At 39.4% G+C, this 16,814-nt stretch carries 16 protein-coding genes; 12 read left to right on the top strand and 4 right to left on the bottom strand.

Annotated features, from left to right (window positions below; genetic code table 11):
- Positions 1–361: 361 nt before the first annotated feature.
- The 5 genes from O3746_RS03905 to ndk are packed head-to-tail and all read left to right on the top strand — an operon-like array spanning position 362 to position 5,317.
- Entirely contained in the window at positions 362–1,132 is a 771-nt protein-coding gene (locus O3746_RS03905) for a DUF4422 domain-containing protein (protein WP_371447829.1), read from the top strand.
- Positions 1,133–1,141: 9 nt separating this feature from the next.
- Entirely contained in the window at positions 1,142–2,557 is a 1,416-nt protein-coding gene (wbaP, locus tag O3746_RS03900) for an undecaprenyl-phosphate galactose phosphotransferase WbaP (protein WP_371447828.1), read from the top strand.
- The gene (gene rfbB / locus O3746_RS03895; RefSeq protein WP_371447827.1) at positions 2,557–3,567 is read left to right on the top strand and encodes a dTDP-glucose 4,6-dehydratase; all 1,011 of its coding nucleotides are present in this window, start codon (positions 2,557–2,559) and stop codon (positions 3,565–3,567) included. Before wbaP ends, rfbB begins: the two co-directional genes overlap by 1 nt.
- 18 nt (positions 3,568–3,585) lie before the next feature.
- Positions 3,586–4,887: an aminopeptidase PepB gene (gene pepB, locus O3746_RS03890; protein ID WP_371447826.1), complete on the top strand. Its 1,302-nt coding sequence runs from the start codon at positions 3,586–3,588 to the stop codon at positions 4,885–4,887.
- A gap of 10 nt (positions 4,888–4,897) precedes the next feature.
- The gene (ndk, locus tag O3746_RS03885) at positions 4,898–5,317 is read left to right on the top strand and encodes a nucleoside-diphosphate kinase (RefSeq protein ID WP_371447825.1); all 420 of its coding nucleotides are present in this window, start codon (positions 4,898–4,900) and stop codon (positions 5,315–5,317) included.
- A 47-nt stretch (positions 5,318–5,364) separates the two neighbouring features.
- On the opposite strand, the gene O3746_RS03880 is transcribed toward ndk, so the two are convergent.
- From O3746_RS03880 to O3746_RS03865, 4 genes are all read right to left on the bottom strand, one after another.
- Positions 5,365–6,096 (bottom strand): ABC transporter ATP-binding protein, encoded by a 732-nt coding sequence (locus O3746_RS03880; protein WP_302481883.1) that lies wholly within the window; start codon positions 6,094–6,096, stop codon positions 5,365–5,367.
- Positions 6,089–7,066 (bottom strand): iron ABC transporter permease, encoded by a 978-nt coding sequence (locus O3746_RS03875; RefSeq protein ID WP_297569354.1) that lies wholly within the window; start codon positions 7,064–7,066, stop codon positions 6,089–6,091. Before O3746_RS03875 ends, O3746_RS03880 begins: the two co-directional genes overlap by 8 nt.
- Positions 7,067–7,417: 351 nt before the next feature.
- The gene (locus O3746_RS03870; RefSeq protein WP_302481884.1) at positions 7,418–8,203 is read right to left on the bottom strand and encodes a helical backbone metal receptor; all 786 of its coding nucleotides are present in this window, start codon (positions 8,201–8,203) and stop codon (positions 7,418–7,420) included.
- Between the two features lie 73 nt (positions 8,204–8,276).
- The gene (locus tag O3746_RS03865; protein WP_302481885.1) at positions 8,277–10,199 is read right to left on the bottom strand and encodes a TonB-dependent siderophore receptor; all 1,923 of its coding nucleotides are present in this window, start codon (positions 10,197–10,199) and stop codon (positions 8,277–8,279) included.
- A gap of 227 nt (positions 10,200–10,426) precedes the next feature.
- On the opposite strand from O3746_RS03865, the gene glyQ reads away from it, so the two are divergent.
- The 7 genes from glyQ to glyS all read left to right on the top strand — a co-directional run bounded on the left by glyQ (position 10,427) and on the right by glyS (position 16,745).
- Complete coding sequence (gene glyQ / locus O3746_RS03860; protein WP_005695296.1) at positions 10,427–11,335, top strand: glycine--tRNA ligase subunit alpha; 909 nt, start codon at positions 10,427–10,429, stop codon at positions 11,333–11,335.
- A gap of 53 nt (positions 11,336–11,388) precedes the next feature.
- The gene (locus O3746_RS03855) at positions 11,389–12,039 is read left to right on the top strand and encodes an FABP family protein (RefSeq protein WP_371447872.1); all 651 of its coding nucleotides are present in this window, start codon (positions 11,389–11,391) and stop codon (positions 12,037–12,039) included.
- Positions 12,039–12,296 (top strand): hypothetical protein, encoded by a 258-nt coding sequence (locus tag O3746_RS03850; protein ID WP_005709778.1) that lies wholly within the window; start codon positions 12,039–12,041, stop codon positions 12,294–12,296. The genes O3746_RS03855 and O3746_RS03850 overlap by 1 nt, the downstream gene beginning before the upstream one ends.
- A gap of 4 nt (positions 12,297–12,300) precedes the next feature.
- On the top strand, positions 12,301–12,747 hold the full coding sequence (locus O3746_RS03845) for a hypothetical protein (protein WP_371447824.1): 447 nt from the start codon (positions 12,301–12,303) through the stop codon (positions 12,745–12,747).
- Positions 12,748–12,756: 9 nt separating this feature from the next.
- Positions 12,757–14,022: a histidine-type phosphatase gene (locus O3746_RS03840; protein WP_371447823.1), complete on the top strand. Its 1,266-nt coding sequence runs from the start codon at positions 12,757–12,759 to the stop codon at positions 14,020–14,022.
- Between the two features lie 124 nt (positions 14,023–14,146).
- Complete coding sequence (locus tag O3746_RS03835) at positions 14,147–14,560, top strand: hypothetical protein (RefSeq protein ID WP_371447822.1); 414 nt, start codon at positions 14,147–14,149, stop codon at positions 14,558–14,560.
- Positions 14,561–14,678: 118 nt separating this feature from the next.
- On the top strand, positions 14,679–16,745 hold the full coding sequence (gene glyS, locus O3746_RS03830; RefSeq protein ID WP_371447821.1) for a glycine--tRNA ligase subunit beta: 2,067 nt from the start codon (positions 14,679–14,681) through the stop codon (positions 16,743–16,745).
- The last annotated feature ends 69 nt before the right edge of the window (positions 16,746–16,814 follow it).

Genomic DNA, 16,814 nt, shown 5'->3' with positions numbered 1-16,814 from the left:
TATAATCAAGCCATATACGATTTCGTGTATGGCTTTTGTTTAAATAAAGTTGAGTCAATTATGCATACTGAAAAATCTATTCGTGTAGTGGTTGAAAAAGATCAGTTTCCCTTTAAAAGAGTATTTTATTTGGGGAGATGATATGGAATATACAGCAAGAATGAAAAATTATGGTGTAGAAATGCTATTTCTAATCACAAAAAGTACAGTGGTTATTTACATGTTTTCGCATTTATATTTAAAACCTTATGGTTTTATTCATTGACCAAGCCGAGTTTTTCCAAATTAAGCATTGCTATCAGAGGAGTCTTTCATGGCATAATGGGGGACTTCTCACATCACAAGGATTACTTAAAATAACATGCAAAAACTTACTGTATTAGTGATTACGCATAAAGACTATGAATTCCCTCATTCAGCATGTTATCGTCCGCTGTTTGTAGGGGGCAAGATTACAAGAGGTCTAAATACTAAAGACTTTTACCAAGATAATTCAGGTATAAATATTGCTGAGAAAAATAGTAGTTTTTGTGAACTTACTGGGCTTTATTGGGCTTGGAAAAATGGTGTGTTTGAAAATAATCAATATGTTGGGTTGGTACATTATCGCCGTTATTTTGCAGGTAAAGCATTATATTTGAAGAAAAAAAGTATTGCTTCAGAGTCAGAACTGTTAACCATTTTAGAGAAATACGATGTAATTTTACCGAGAAAACGGAATTATTTTATTGAGTCAATTTACTCTCATTACCAGCATGCACATCATATTAAAGATCTTGATCTTACAAGAGACGTTATCACTGAATTGCAACCGGAATATTTAAAGAGTTTCGATGCCGTGATGCAGGGTCGTAAACTACATCTCTATAATATGTTTGTGATGCCATCAGAAAAAGCATCAGAATACTGCCACTGGCTTTTCTCTATTTTGTTTGAATTAGAGAAGCGCATAGATGTTACTCTGTATGATAATTATCAAAAAAGAGTGTTTGGGTTTATCGCAGAGCGTTTGTTTAATGTTTGGATTCTGTATAATCAACTAAATGTAAAATATCTTCCTGTTGTCAATTTAGATGGTGAGAATTTGATTAAAAAAGGACTTAATCTGTTAAAACGGAAGTTTTTAAAGTAAGAGTTAATCATGAATAGAATTACATGGTGTAAATTTATCCTTTTAATGACGGATTTGTTAGTGTTATTTAGCTCATTATTTATTGCTTATGATGTGTTAGATATCGCAAGGGATGGCCGTTTTTATTTTCCATTAGAAGAGTTTGATATTTATGTGTTGATCCATGCCTGCATATCAATCGTTGGAGTGTTATGGTTTTGGATACGGCTACGTCATTACACATATCGGAAACCATTTTGGTTTGAGTTAAAAGAGATTTTTAGAACATTAGTTATTCTTTTTATTATTGAACTTGCTATCGTGGCATTTTCTCGCCTTTATGTTTCTCGCTATTTTTGGTCGATTACTTGGTGTTGTATTTTTGTTTTGTTTCCATTTGCTCGAGTTATGGTAAAAAAATTATTAATAAAAACGGGCATGTATCTGAAGGAAACGATTATTATTGGTAATGGGCGTAATGCAAAAGAAGTTTTTGATGCATTAAATAATGAGTTTTATTTAGGGTTTGATATTAAATTATTCGTGACGACAGAGGATTATGGTTCAGAGTTTATTGAAGGTATTCCCGTTATGCGACATAACCCTGAATTACTCATGAAATTAGTCTCACCAGAATTTACTCAGTTTATTTTAGCGATTGATGAAGAAAATAAGGTTAAGCAAGATTTTTGGCTGCGTTATTTAATTCGTAAAGGCTGTCGCTCGATCTCTGTCATTCCTGACTTTCGTGGTATTCCGCTCTATGGTACAGATATGTCCTTTTTATTCAGCCAAGAAATGGTGCTTTTCCGGGTGAATAATAATTTGGCCAAACGCTCATCTAAAATAATGAAGCGGCTTTTTGATATATTCGCAGCATCTTTTCTTCTACTTTTGCTCTTACCATTCTGTATTCCTCTCTATTTTATAATTAAAAGAGATGGTGGGAGTTTTATTTATGGACATCCGCGAATTGGTCAGTATAAAAAGGAATTCAAATGCTTGAAGTTTAGAACGATGGTAAATAATTCTGATGAAGTGTTAGAAAAACTTTTAGCAACGGATGAAAGTGCTAGATTAGAATGGGAAAAAGACTTCAAACTTAAAGATGATCCACGCATTACACCAATAGGTAGATGGTTAAGAGCGAGAAGCCTAGATGAATTACCACAACTTTGGAATGTGCTTAAAGGTGAGATGAGTTTAGTTGGCCCCCGCCCAATTGTAAAAGAGGAATTACCTTACTATCAAGAAGATGTGGATTATTACCTTATGGCTAAACCAGGAATGACAGGCTTGTGGCAAGTGAGTGGACGAAATAATGTAAGCTATGATACACGAGTTTATTTCGATACCTGGTATGCTAAAAACTGGTCTTTATGGAATGATATTGTGATTTTACTTAAAACAGTGAAAGTTGTTTGGAAGAAAACTGGAGCTTATTAGTGAAGAACATCCTCATCACCGGTGGTTCTGGCTTCATCGGTTCTGCCCTTATTCGATATATCATTAACCATACTCAAGATTCTGTTATCAATATTGATAAACTGACCTATGCGGCAAATCAATCAGCTTTGAAAGAGGTAGAAAATAATCCTCGCTATGCTTTTGAGCAAATTGATATTTGTGATCTTAAGGCGATAGAGAGTATTTTTGAAAAATATCAGCCTGATGCAGTGATGCATTTGGCGGCAGAAAGTCATGTTGATCGTTCTATTTCGGGAGCGGCTGATTTTATTCAAACCAATATTGTTGGCACTTATACATTATTAGAAGTGGCGAAGAATTATTGGCATACCTTAGACGAAGCTAAAAAAACGACCTTTCGATTCCACCATATTTCTACTGATGAAGTGTATGGGGATTTATCCCTTTCTGCGCCAGCCTTTACTGAACATTCCCCTTATCATCCGAGTAGTCCTTATTCCGCCTCAAAAGCAGCAAGTGATCATCTGGTACACGCTTGGCATCGTACTTATGATTTGCCGGTGATTATCACAAACAGTTCCAATAACTATGGAGCTTATCAGCATGCTGAAAAGCTTATTCCTTTAATGATTTCAAATGCTGTGATGGGAAAGCCTTTGCCAATTTATGGTGATGGGCAGCAGATTCGTGATTGGTTATTTGTGGAAGATCATGTTCAAGCTTTATATTTAGTTTTAACAAAAGGTCGAGTGGGGGAAAGTTATAATATCGGTGGAAATTGTGAAAAAACAAACCTTGAAGTGGTTAAAACAATTTGCCAATTACTCGAAGAACTTGCGCCAAATAAGCCTAATCACATTAAGTATTACGAAGATTTAATGACTTTTGTCAAAGACCGACCTGGTCACGATGTGCGATATTCATTGGATTGTTCTAAAATTCATGCAGAATTAGGTTGGCAACCACAAATAACCTTTGAACAAGAACTTCGTCAGACGGTAAAATGGTACCTAGAGAATAATAGATAAATAAAGGAGAAGAACTACATGCAAATTACATTATCAACGGCTCCCGCTTCGGAGAGTTGGGGCAAAAATGCCATTTTAAGTTTTAATCAAGATCAAGCCGTTATTCATCTTAAAGATGATGAAAAATCTAACCTTGTTTTAGTTCAAAAAGCCGCACGTAAGTTACGTGGACAAGGTATTAAAGATGTTGAACTTGTGGGGGATGCATGGGAATTAGAAAATTGCTGGGCATTTTATCAAGGTTTTTACTCGGCGAAGCAAGACTATTCGATTGAATTTCCTCATTTAGATGATGAGCCGCAAGATGAGTTATTAGCGCGTATTGAATGTGGTGATTTTGTACGTGGAATTATTAATGAACCAGCCGAAACACTAACGCCAGTTAAATTAGCAGAGCGTGCAGCTGAGTTTATTTCTAAACAAGCCGAAAATTATGCCGATAAAAGTGCGGTCAGTTTTCAAATCATTTCGGGTGAAGCGTTAAAAGAGCAAGGCTACCACGGGATCTTTACTGTGGGGCGTGGTTCTATTAATCCACCCGCTATGTTGCAATTAGATTTTAACCCGACTAATGATCCAAATGCGCCAGTATTAGCGTGCTTGGTTGGTAAAGGTATTACTTTTGATAGTGGTGGTTATAGCATCAAACCAAGTGATGGTATGAGTACTATGCGTACCGATATGGGGGGCGCTGCGTTATTAACGGGCGCATTAGGATTTGCTATTGCACACGGCTTAAATCAACGAGTAAAACTCTATCTATGCTGTGCAGAAAACTTGGTAAGCGGTAATGCGTTTAAATTGGGTGATATTATCACATATAAAAACGGTGTAACCGCTGAGATTTTAAATACTGATGCGGAAGGCCGTTTAGTATTGGCGGATGGCTTAATTGAAGCCGATAGTCAAAATCCACAATTTATTGTCGATTGTGCAACCTTAACCGGTGCAGCGAAAGTGGCGGTGGGTAATGATTACCACAGCGTGCTTTCTATGGATGATGCGTTGGTAAATAGCTTATTCCAAGCCGCGAAAGAAGAAAATGAACCGTTCTGGCGTTTACCTTTTGAAGCGTTCCATCGTAGCCAAATCACGTCTTCTTTTGCTGATATCGCAAATACAGGTACAGCACCAGTTGTGGCGGGCGCAAGTACTGCAACAGCATTTTTATCGTATTTTGTGAAGAACTATCAACAAGGTTGGTTGCATATTGATTGCTCTGCCACTTATCGTAAATCTGGCAGTGATCTATGGGCGGTTGGCGCAACCGGAATTGGTGTGAAAACTTTAGCAAATTTATTAGTAACGAAAGCAAGTTAAGTAGGATTTTATGACAGAACGTACTTTTTCAATTATCAAACCCGATGCAGTAAAGCGTCATTTAATTGGTGCTATTTTAGGGCGTTTTGAAGCACAAGGATTTCGTGTTGTTGCGCTTAAAATGGTGCAATTAACCAAAGAGCAAGCGGAAGGTTTCTATGCGGAACACCAAGGTAAACCGTTTTTTGAACCGTTGGTGGAGTATATGCTCTCTGGTCCGATGGTGGTTTCTGTATTGGAAAAAGAAAATGCCGTAAAAGATTACCGCACTTTGATTGGTGCAACGAATCCCGCTGAGGCAGCAGAAGGCACTATCCGCAAAGACTTCTCGTTAAGTCAGCGAGAAAACTCTGTCCATGGTTCTGATAGCGTTGAAAGCGCAAAACGAGAAATTGCTTATTTCTTCGTAGATTCAGAAATCCAACCATAATTCATTTCGATAAAAAGCACTTAGTGAATCGCTAAGTGCTTTTATTTTTATTGCTTTTCAATTTTTGAGATAGTCTTTTTCATTGGATCAATTTCAGCTCGAATATGAAAGGCTTTCGCTAAATTCTCCGCATTTAACACGGCTTGCGTCTCACCTACAGCTAACAATTTTCCTTTATCTAATAGAACAATTTCATCACAAAATTGATAAGCCAACGAAAGGTGATGAATTGCGACGACACACGTATGTTCCGGTGTGAGTGATTGAAGCTGTTCCATCATATCAATTTGATAATAAGGGTCGAGCGGTGCAATCGGCTCATCGACTAATAAAACAGGTGATTCCTTAATACAGCAACGAGCGAGTTGTACACGCGCTTTTTCGCCTCCAGAAAGTTGTTGGAAAGGTTTGTCGAGCAAATGAGCTACCGCAAACTTTTCTGAAAACGCTTGAATTTTTGACCGCTCTTTTTCTTTTGGTAAGGTCGCAGCTAAACCTAATGCAATCACATCATAAACGGATAAATCCCAATGAATTTGCGTATTTTGTGCAAGGTAAGCAATGTGTTGGCTTTTTTCGGTTGCGTTCATCTTACTTAATGGCTGATCATCAAACCAAACCTCCCCTTGTTTGAGGGGCAGGATACCCGCAATGGTTTTCAATAAGGTGGATTTTCCCGCCCCATTGGCACCCATAATGCCAATCAATTTACCTGATGGAAGCGTACAGTAGATATCATTTAAGCAATAAGATTGGGTGAGTTTTTCAATTCTAATCATAGATTTTTCTCTGTTGCGTTAATAACATCCAAATCAAGCAAGGTGCACCGATAAGTGCAGTCAATGTGCCGATGTAAATATGTGAGAACAGCGGGATATATAAAATGGCTAAATCGGCCAGTAACAGCAATAATGCCCCGATTAACGCACTCGTAAGGTAAAGTTGCGATGGACGTGCTTTCAGTAAAATACGGGCGAAGTGTGGCGCGATTAAGCCGATAAAACCGATGGTACCGGTTTGTGGAATGGTTGCACCGACTAATAAGGCCACACCAAAGGTGCTGATGAAAAAGCTACGTTTCGGATCTACGCCCATGGTGCTCGCAGTTTCTTCACCAAAGGTGAGTAAATCTAAGTATCGACGAGTGTGGTATAAGCAGAAAACCCCTGCCAGAACAATCGGGAGTGAAATAAGCAGGGTATCTAATTTCGCCCACATCAACGAGCCTTGTAGCCAACGATAAAGTTCAGCTAATGCCCATGGGCTTTCTGCGTTGGATAGCAGTAATGCAATTGCTGAACCAAGTAACATATTGACCGCTAGCCCGCTTAGAATCATCATCGTGGTGCCGTAGTTTTTAGCAATCAAATACACGATTAAAAAGCTTAAAAGCGCACCAATCACACCACCGGCTAAGAGCAGTGAAAATGGCACGGCAAAATAATAGAGGATAAATACACTAGCGGCTGTTGCCCCAGCGCTACTGCCGAGTAAGCCTGGACTCGCTAATGGGTTTTGGAAAATACCTTGCATCGCATTGCCCGCTATTGCTAGGCTAGCGCCTGTCAATAAAGCTAAACCAATGCGCGGAAAACGAATATCCCACAGCACCATTGAACGCATATCGGTGAGTACGCCATCCGCATTTTTGAGATGCGCGAAATCACCGAGCTGATGATAAACTGCAAATCCGCTAATCAACAGCAACGCGAAGAAAAGTGCGGTATTTAATTTTAGTGTTTTGGTCAATGATCAATTTCCTATGTAATCCAAATATCATTTGTTAATTTTATTTTGTCAAATCTCCCCTAACCCCTCTTTGCTAAAGAGGGGGATTATAGTGTAGGGACTTATAATTCTGATGGTTTATTCTAATCATTTATACATAAAGACATATAAATATGTCATCTAGAGTTAATTTAATAATGAAATTCCTCTCTTTAGTAGAGTGGGTGGGATTATAGTGTCAAGATTTATAATTCTGATGTTTTCTTCTAATCATTTATACATAAAGACATATAAATATGTCATCTAGAGTTAATTTAATAATGAAATTCCCCTCTTTAGCAAAGAGGGGTTAGGGGAGATTTGTCAGCTACATTATTTTAATTGTTGATAAATCTTCTCCGCCCCTTGCCACACACCGTGATCAAAGCAATAGGTATATTTCATCGGGATGCTGACAAGTGGTTGGTTTTTGAAAAAATCTTGCAACATAGGGTGGTGCAGTAATTCAGCCTGTGCATTGTAACCTTGTTTGTCAGTCAGTGAAATGAGCACATTCGGTTGGCTTAAAATCACTTTTTCTAACGAGAAATTTTGTGCGGTAAGTGGCGTTTTTAACGGTGTTAATCCGAGTAAATTTAACAGCACAGGATATTGTGGGTAATAACTTTCTACCACACCTGTTTCCGATAAAATCAGTGTGTCAGTAAGCGGTCGATTTAAGTGAAAGTTTTGTGATTTTAGTTTTGTTACTAAATCAGTCGCCTTTTGCTCATTCCCCAGTTGTTTGCCTAATTCTAGAATCAGAGTAAATAATTCATCAGGCGTTTGTGGGCTGTCGTTAATTGGGATAATCTTCACACCGAGTTTTTTCAGCTCTGTGACTAATTGGGGATAAAAGGTTTCATTAATCAGAATAGTTTTATCCAAATAGGGCAATAATTCCGTTAATTGCGGTTCCAACACAGGCTTATCGGTATTGATTTTGTCTAACATCATCAACGGATTTTTCGAATAAGGTGACTGTGCAGCAATTTGCGAAGGTTCAGCCAGTTCGATAAGCAGTCTGTCACTGCAAAGCGTAAGTGAGACAAATTGTTCCGAAGACTGAGCGGTAAACGGAAGGAAAAGTGCGGTTAAAATTAAGCGAGTTTTTTGCATATAGATAATGATACGCTACGCCATCAAGAATGTAAAAAGGCGTGCTAAGCACGCCCTTATGAGTGAGTAATAATTAGAACGATCCTTTCAACCCAACGTAAACATTGCGACCTTCTTGGCCATAGCCCAGTACGTTTTCGTATTTTTTATTGAATACGTTGTTAAGATTTGCATAAATCGTCAAGCTATCCGCTACTTTGTAGTTCACGCCTAAGTTTGCCAAGGTGTAAGATGGCAATTTTACTTTATGTGTGCTGTAAGTTGGAGAGTAGTAGGTATCCATACGTTTGCCTGTGTAAGATACATTTACATCCGCACCCAATTTTTCAGTGATTTGGTATGCTAAGCCCGCGTTCGCTAAATGTTTTGGACGACGAGCTAATTCAGCACCTTTACTATCTCGAGTTTGAGTGTAAGTGTAGTTTGCATAAGCAGTTAATGCATCGGTAACTTTACCGTTGTATGCTACTTCAACACCTTTCACTTTGCTCTTACCTTCAAGGTTCACTGCACGGCTTGCATAGGTAGTGAAGTTGATGACTTCGCTGCTAATCGCATTTTTCACGTTGCGAGCGAAATAAGTCGCATCAAGGCTGTGACGGTTATCATCTGTTTCAAATAAGAAACCAACATCACCGCCTAAACTTTTCTCTGGTTGCAAATTCGGGTTGCCGATATAGCGCGCGTTGTAGCCGTAATATTCAGTGATTGTCGGGTTTTGAATCGCTGAACCGAAACTTGCGTGGGCTTTCACATTATTGTGTAAACGGTAAGCGCCCGCGATACGGCCAGTCCATGAGTTTTCGTATTCAGAGCTGTCAGTGTAACGACCACTAATATTCAAACTATGATCTGCATCGTGCAATAAGCGATATTCAGCCGCTAAGCTTTTCTCAACAAGCTTTTTATTGCCAGTATTGTTGAAATAAGACGAGTTGAAATCTGTTTTTTGATAGTCAGTTAAGAAGCTTAAACCTTGTGTGAGAGTGCCTTCACGATCGAAATTGACATCTAATTGATAGTTTGCATTGAGTTTTTTCGCATCATAAGCCGATGTGTAGCCAAGGGTATCGCTGTCAGTTTTGAGATGGCTTATCCCAACCTTGTGTTTAAGTAATTCATCATTATTACCTAAGAAACCGCTTAATTTGAATAAGGTTTCACGTGTGCGGGTGTAGTGGCCTTTTTCATCCGTTGCGCTGTTATCAAAGTTAGCAGTTTGGCTGCTGTGAGAGGTTAAGAAGTCGAAACCTTTTTGGTTATCGTCATAGCCGAAACGAAGAGAGGCGTTATCACGGTGGAATTTATCGCGTTCGCTTGAACCACCTGTGCTGACCGCTGTGCCATCTTGCGCGGTGTAGTTAAAATGGTTTTTGCTGAGTGCGGAAATGCCCTTGGTGTGGTGACTGTCACCATGTAAAGCATAATAGAAATTGTTGTTTGAGCCTGAAAGGGTCAATGAACCATCTACCGTACGATTCGAGCCAGTGCCAAAATCGTAATCAACGTTGAAGGTTTTGCCTTTTTCTAAGCCTTTTTTCGTGGTGATATAAATCACACCACCCATGGCATCACTTCCCCAAAGGGCAGATTGTTCGCCGCGTAATACTTCGATGCGGTCAATGTTGCTTAATGCTAAGCCACCGAAATCAAAGCCATAACCAGAAACAGGGTTCACTTTCACGCCATCAATAATCACTGCAGTGTGGTTTGCATCCGCACCGCGTAAGAATACATTGGTTAATGTGCCACGGCCGCCCGACGTGCTCACGGCTAAACTTGGCACAGTTTTCAACACATCACTGACATAAGTTGCACCACGCTGTGCAAAATCTTTTTCAGTTAAAACAGTAACAGATGAGGCGGTTTGATGAAGGCTAGTTGGCGTGGCTGATGCAGAATAGACGTTAATCACATCTAATTTTACCACGTCTTCAGCCGCAGCTAATGCTGGAATCGCTAATAAAATCGCTGAAGTAATCACATTTTTTTTCATTTTAAAATCCCTAGGATAAAAGTCTGTATAAAAGCGCCAGCAGTTTACACATTTGAGGCTTGGCAAGCAAATCTCTCATGATGAAAATAACTCATCATCAAAATGAATAAAATTTAAGAGAAATAAAAAATTTAAGGATTTTTCTGACCGCACTTTTTCGCCTTTATCCGCCTTATAGTTTCAAGTATAATGCCTGTATTTTTCATCACATTGTTATTAAAAAAATTATGAGTACAAAATTCAACGTAAAAACATTCCAAGGCATGATTTTAGCCTTGCAAGAATATTGGGCAAATCAAGGTTGTACCGTTGTTCAACCTTTTGATATGGAAGTGGGCGCAGGGACTTCTCACCCAATGACCGCATTGCGCGCATTAGGCCCAGAACCAATGGCATTTGCTTATGTGCAACCTTCACGTCGTCCGACCGATGGTCGCTATGGCGAAAACCCAAACCGTTTACAACATTACTACCAATTCCAAGTGGTGATTAAACCGTCCCCAGATAATATTCAAGAACTCTATTTAGGTTCTCTTGAAATGCTTGGTTTTGATCCAACACAAAACGATATCCGTTTCGTGGAAGATAACTGGGAAAACCCAACCTTGGGTGCGTGGGGATTAGGCTGGGAAGTGTGGTTAAACGGTATGGAAGTGACCCAATTTACTTATTTCCAACAAGTGGGTGGCTTAGAATGTAAACCCGTAACAGGTGAAGTGACCTACGGTTTAGAGCGTTTAGCGATGTACATTCAAGGTGTGGATTCTGTTTATGACTTAGTTTGGTCTGACGGCCCGCTTGGCAAAACCACTTACGGTGATGTGTTCCATCAAAACGAAGTGGAACAATCAACTTACAACTTTGAATATGCCGATACCGATTTCTTATTCTACTGCTTTGATCAATACGAAAAAGAAGCGAAAAGCTTATTAGAATTAGAGCGTCCGTTACCATTACCGGCTTACGAGCGAATTTTAAAAGCCGCACACAGCTTCAACTTGTTAGATGCACGTAAAGCGATTTCGGTCACAGAACGTCAACGCTATATTTTACGTATTCGTGCATTAACTAAAGGCGTGGCTGAAGCGTACTATGCGAGCCGTGAAGCCTTAGGTTTCCCTGGTTGTAAAAAATAAAGCGAAAAATGACCGCACTTTAAGCATTAACCCAACGATATAAGGAGAAAATGATGAAAGATTTTCAATACCCAGACGATATCTACACGGAAGCAGAAACTGATCCTAATACACTCGCGAATTTAGGCCCATTGGCTAGATTAGCGGGTGTTTGGGAAGGTAAGCGTGGTGTGGATATCAACCCAAAAGCAGAAGGGCCAGAAAAAGATCCTTATATCGAGCGTTATGAAGCACACCCAACCGATGGTCAAACCAATGGCCCGCAACTCTATTATGGATTACGTTATCACACCCATATTGTTGAGCCAGGCGAAGTGGAAACATTCCACGATCAAGTCGGTTATTGGTTATGGGAACCTGAAACAGGCAATATTTTATTAACTGGTAGCATTCCACGCGGCCAAACGTTTATTGCTGTTGGTAATGCACCGGCTGATGCGAAAGAGTTCACGGTAAAAGCGGTACGCGGTTCACTAACAAACGGCATCATTTCGAATCCGTTCTTAGAGCGTTCATTTACAACGGAAAGTTTTGAAATGACGGTGAAATTCCATGATGATGGCACTTGGTCATACGATCAAACCACCATCCTGATTATCCCGAATTATGATTCCCCATTTGAACATCGTGATCGTAACCGCTTAACCAAAATTGCTGAGCCGAAATTAAATCCAACTGCGGCAGCAGAACAAGGAGGTCAATAATGAAACCCATTCTTTATTATGCGGCAGATTGCCCTGATACTGCGCCATTTGTGGCAGAGTTAAAACGCTTGGGCGTGGATTATGAGTCAGTGGAAGTACTATCTTCCATCCCGAATTTGAAACAGTGGTTACGCTTGCGTGATCGTCACGCCGCATTTGATGATGCAAAAGCACAAGGCTATGCGGGCTTTCCGGCGTTATTGTTAGATGACGACCGTGTTATTTTGGATGAATCCAAATTAAAAGAGATTTTCTAAAGTAATGAAGAAGGTCAGTTTTTTACAATTTTTATTTAAAATTGGCGATGACTATTTAATGTTTCTACGAAATTTAACGCCTGCAGTGTTATTTTTATCACTGGCATTATTTATGTTTTCTGAGCTGGATTGGGTACATTGGGTCTGGAGTGATGTACCAGTGCTGTTTTTATGCCTCGCTTCTGGATTTATTGCACTCAGTGTAATGGCAATCAATACTGTCGCTTTTGTACGCAAGATGCTGAAAACCTTAAGAGCATTAAGCGGAGAGAGTGAACTTGATGAAAATATTGGTACGCTCGCATTATTTAAAATGCTCTGGGTGGAGAGCAACAGTAAACAACTAATCTTTTTTGCGGTAGTCAATATTGTTGCAGTATTTATGGTGTTAGTTTACGGCAGCAAATATGCCTTGAATTTTTATAGCTCAATTTCAGCATTAAATGATTAAGTCTCGAATATGAAAAAAATAACCCTAAAATTCACCGCACTTTTGCTTGGTTCTGCTTTAGCAACTAGCGTGTTGGCAACAGAAAATCACCAAAATACACAGAATTCAGATTATGAGCTTGAGAAAGTCTTAATTTTCAGCCGTCATGGATTACGCTCGCCAGTGGAAAAAGATCCACAAGAAATGGCAAAATATTCCCCGTATGAGTGGGCGAAATGGGATGTGCCATCAGGTTATCTCACGGCAAAAGGTACAGTATTAGAAACCTACTTCGGACAATATTTAGGTCAATGGCTTGCGGATAAAGGGTTATTAACAACTGAACGTTGTGCATCAGGCGAAGGCATTTTCGCTTATGCGAATGGCGTGCAACGCACAATTGCAACGGGGCAAGCTATTGTGGCAGGGGCTTTTGCCGGATGTAATGTGCAATTACACCATCGCGGTGAAATTGGTTCAGAAAAAGATCCAATTTTTACTACAAAAGTCCACAACCCAAGCAAAGCCTTGATTGAATCTGCAAAAAATAATGTTGATTTAACCGCTTTACAGAAAAAATTAGCACCAAATTATGCGCTATTGAGTGAAATCATTGATTACAAAAATTCACCAAACTGCTTACAAAAAGGCGAATGTGATTTAGGTGGAAAAGTCGGTGAATACAGTATTAAAGACGGCAAGTCGGTCAAGATTACTGGTTCTATTAGCACCGGGAAGAAAATTGTCAGTGCGTTATTGCTTGCACATTATGTGGGTAAGCCTGATTCAGAAATTGCCAACGGTCGTGTGAATAGCCAAGACAAATGGCGTGCAATTAACGAAATTAAAAACGAATATTACCACACGTTATTTAAAAACAATGAAGCGCTGGCACAAAATGCCTCATATCCGTTGTTAGCATTTATTCAGCGACAGCTAAATAGCAAAAATAAAATTAATTTATTGGTTGGACATGATTCTAATATCGTCGCTCTGCTTGCGGCATTGGGTGTTGAGCCTTATGAATTGAATAATTCATTAGAAAATATCCCAATTGGCGGAAAACTGATGTTTGAAGTGTGGAAACACAAACCAAGTGGTAAGCTCAAATTTAAGTTGGATTATGTGTATCAGAGCACTGAACAACTAATTAACATCACACCATTAAGTTTAACGACACCACCAAACCAAACAGCATTAACCCTCAAAGGCTGTGAAAAAGATGAAAATGGCTTTTGTGATTACGAACGTTTTCAACAGGTGTTGAGTGAGAGTGTTAAGAACGGTAAGAAGTAGTTGATTATCTAGAAAAAATACGCATTGAGAGATACAGAATTAAATTCTCAGGGGGTTATTGTGAGAGATATCTAGTGAAGGTTAAAGTAATAGATGAAGTGTAAGCGGTTAAATGTGGAGTACTATGATGGCTTTAAAGGTGTCGCAGAATAGTAATGAAGTAATAATTAAAATTCATTTGGAAAATGAAGATAACAAGACAGAAGTACCTCTTTCTAGAAAGGATTATTTTTTACAATTAACAAGTAAATCATTAGAAGCTCTAAGGAATTTTTCAGTATTTATTCTTTGTTTTGCTATTGCAAAGCAATTTGATTATGAGAAAAATTTTAATTTTGCCTATTATTTTTTTATTGCTGTAGCTATTTTTTCAGGTGTGTTGAATTTTTCTAAATTCTTTATTGAGTTAATTGATTTGCATAGAGGATATAGGTCTTATAATAAATCTAAAATTATATTCTCAATGTTTGTCATAGTAATTTTTATAGCATTGGTTGAAATAAGTACAATTTTTATATTTTTTAAGGAGTTTTTTTAAATAGATAAGTATTCTATTTAAATTTTAACTTCGTATAGGAATTTTTATATCATAATATAACTGCATAATTTTTTAATAATATAGTGCAATGTAGTGAATTTTATAACAGAGAAACAAAATGACAACCCAAAACTTCCTAGTAGAAATCGGCACTGAAGAGCTGCCTCCAAAAGCTCTCAAAACATTAGCGACCTCTTTTGCGGATAACGTTGAGGCGGAATTAAACCAAGCAGGTTTAACCTTCGATAAAATCGAATGGTTTGCTGCACCGCGTCGTTTGGCGGTGAAAGTGTTGAACTTAGCAACCCAACAACCGAGCAAAGAAATCGAAAAACGTGGACCTGCAGTATCTGCAGCCTTTGACGCGGAAGGTAAACCAACTAAAGCGGCAGAAGGCTGGGCGCGCGGTTGTGGCATTACTGTTGAGCAAGCAGAACGCATTGCAACTGATAAAGGTGAATGGTTAGTTCATCGTGCAAAAATTGAAGGTCAGCCGACCAAAAACTTACTAAACGACATTGTGGCCAATGCGTTGGCGAAATTGCCAATTCCAAAACCAATGCGTTGGGCAGACAAAACCGTGCAATTTATCCGTCCGGTTCACACCGTGACTATGTTGTTAGGTGATGAGTTAATTGAAGGCGAAATTTTAGGTGTGGCAAGTGCTCGCACTATTCGCGGTCACCGTTTCTTAGGCGAGAAAGAATTTGAAATTCAACACGCAGACCAATATCCACAATTGTTGCGTGAAAAAGGTTCTGTCGTAGCAGATTTCAATGAGCGTAAAGCAGAAATTTTGGCAAAATCTCAAGCAAAAGCGACCGCACTTGGCGGTGTGGCTGATATTGAAGAAAGCCTGCTTGAAGAAGTAACCTCATTGGTGGAATATCCAAACGTATTAGCGGCTAAATTTGAAGAACGTTTCTTAGCCGTGCCTGCGGAAGCCTTGGTTTACACCATGAAAGGCGACCAAAAATATTTCCCGATTTATGATAAAGACGGCAAATTATTACCGCACTTTATTTTTGTCTCGAACATCAACCCAGAAGATCCAACCGCGATTATCGAAGGGAACGAAAAAGTGGTTCGCCCACGTTTAACCGATGCGGAATTCTTCTTCAAAACCGACTTAAAACAAAAGCTGGTTGATCGTTTACCACGCTTAGAAACCGTATTGTTCCAACAACAACTGGGCACATTGAAAGACAAAACAGACCGCATTGAGCAACTTGCAGGCGAAATTGCAAAACAAATTGGTGCAGACGAAGCAAAAGCAAAACGCGCCGGCTTACTGTCAAAATGTGACTTAATGACCAACATGGTGTTTGAATTCACCGATACGCAAGGCGTAATGGGGATGCACTATGCCCGTCATGATGGTGAAGATGAAGAAGTAGCGGTGGCGTTAAATGAACAATATATGCCACGCTTTGCCGGCGATGAATTACCAAAATCACTCGTTGCAAGTGCGGTCGCTTTAGCCGATAAATTTGACACCTTAACGGGTATCTTCGGTATCGGTCAAGCACCAAAAGGTAGCGCAGACCCATTTGCATTACGTCGTGCGGCATTAGGTGCATTACGTATTATCGTAGAGAAAAACTTACCACTTGATTTAGAAGATTTAGTGAAAAAATCAGCCGCACTTTTTGGCGATAAACTTACGAATAAAAATGTGGTTGCTGATGTGGTGGACTTCATGCTCGGCCGTTTCCGTGCTTGGTATCAAGATGAAGGTATTGCGGTGGATGTGATTCAAGCGGTATTGGCGCGTCGTCCAACTCGTCCCGCTGATTTTGATGCGCGCGTGCGTGCGGTTTCACACTTCCGTACTTTAGATTCAGCGGAAGCGTTAGCGGCAGCAAATAAACGTGTAAGTAACATCTTAGCCAAAGCGGATGCTGCAATTGGCGAGATTAATTTGACCGCTTGCGTAGAGCCAGCAGAAAAAGCCCTTGCTGAAGCGGTACTTGCATTACGCACTGAAGTACAACCGCTTATCGCACAAGGCGATTACACCGCAGTATTAGATAAATTAGCGAACTTACGCGCACCGGTAGACAGTTTCTTTGATAACGTAATGGTAAATGCTGAAGATCCAGCATTACGCCAAAACCGTTTAGCGATTTTAAACACGTTACAAGACTTGTTCTTACAAGTGGCGGATATTTCGGTATTGCAATAATAGATCTAAAAAGGATGGTCAATTTTCCAACGACCATCCTTTTGTATATAGACTTCAACGGATTATTTC

It is taken from the genome of Haemophilus sp. 27098_8_127, from assembly GCF_041433495.1.
GTDB lineage: Bacteria > Pseudomonadota > Gammaproteobacteria > Enterobacterales > Pasteurellaceae > Haemophilus_D.
This window is presented reverse-complemented; position numbering and strand designations above follow the sequence as displayed.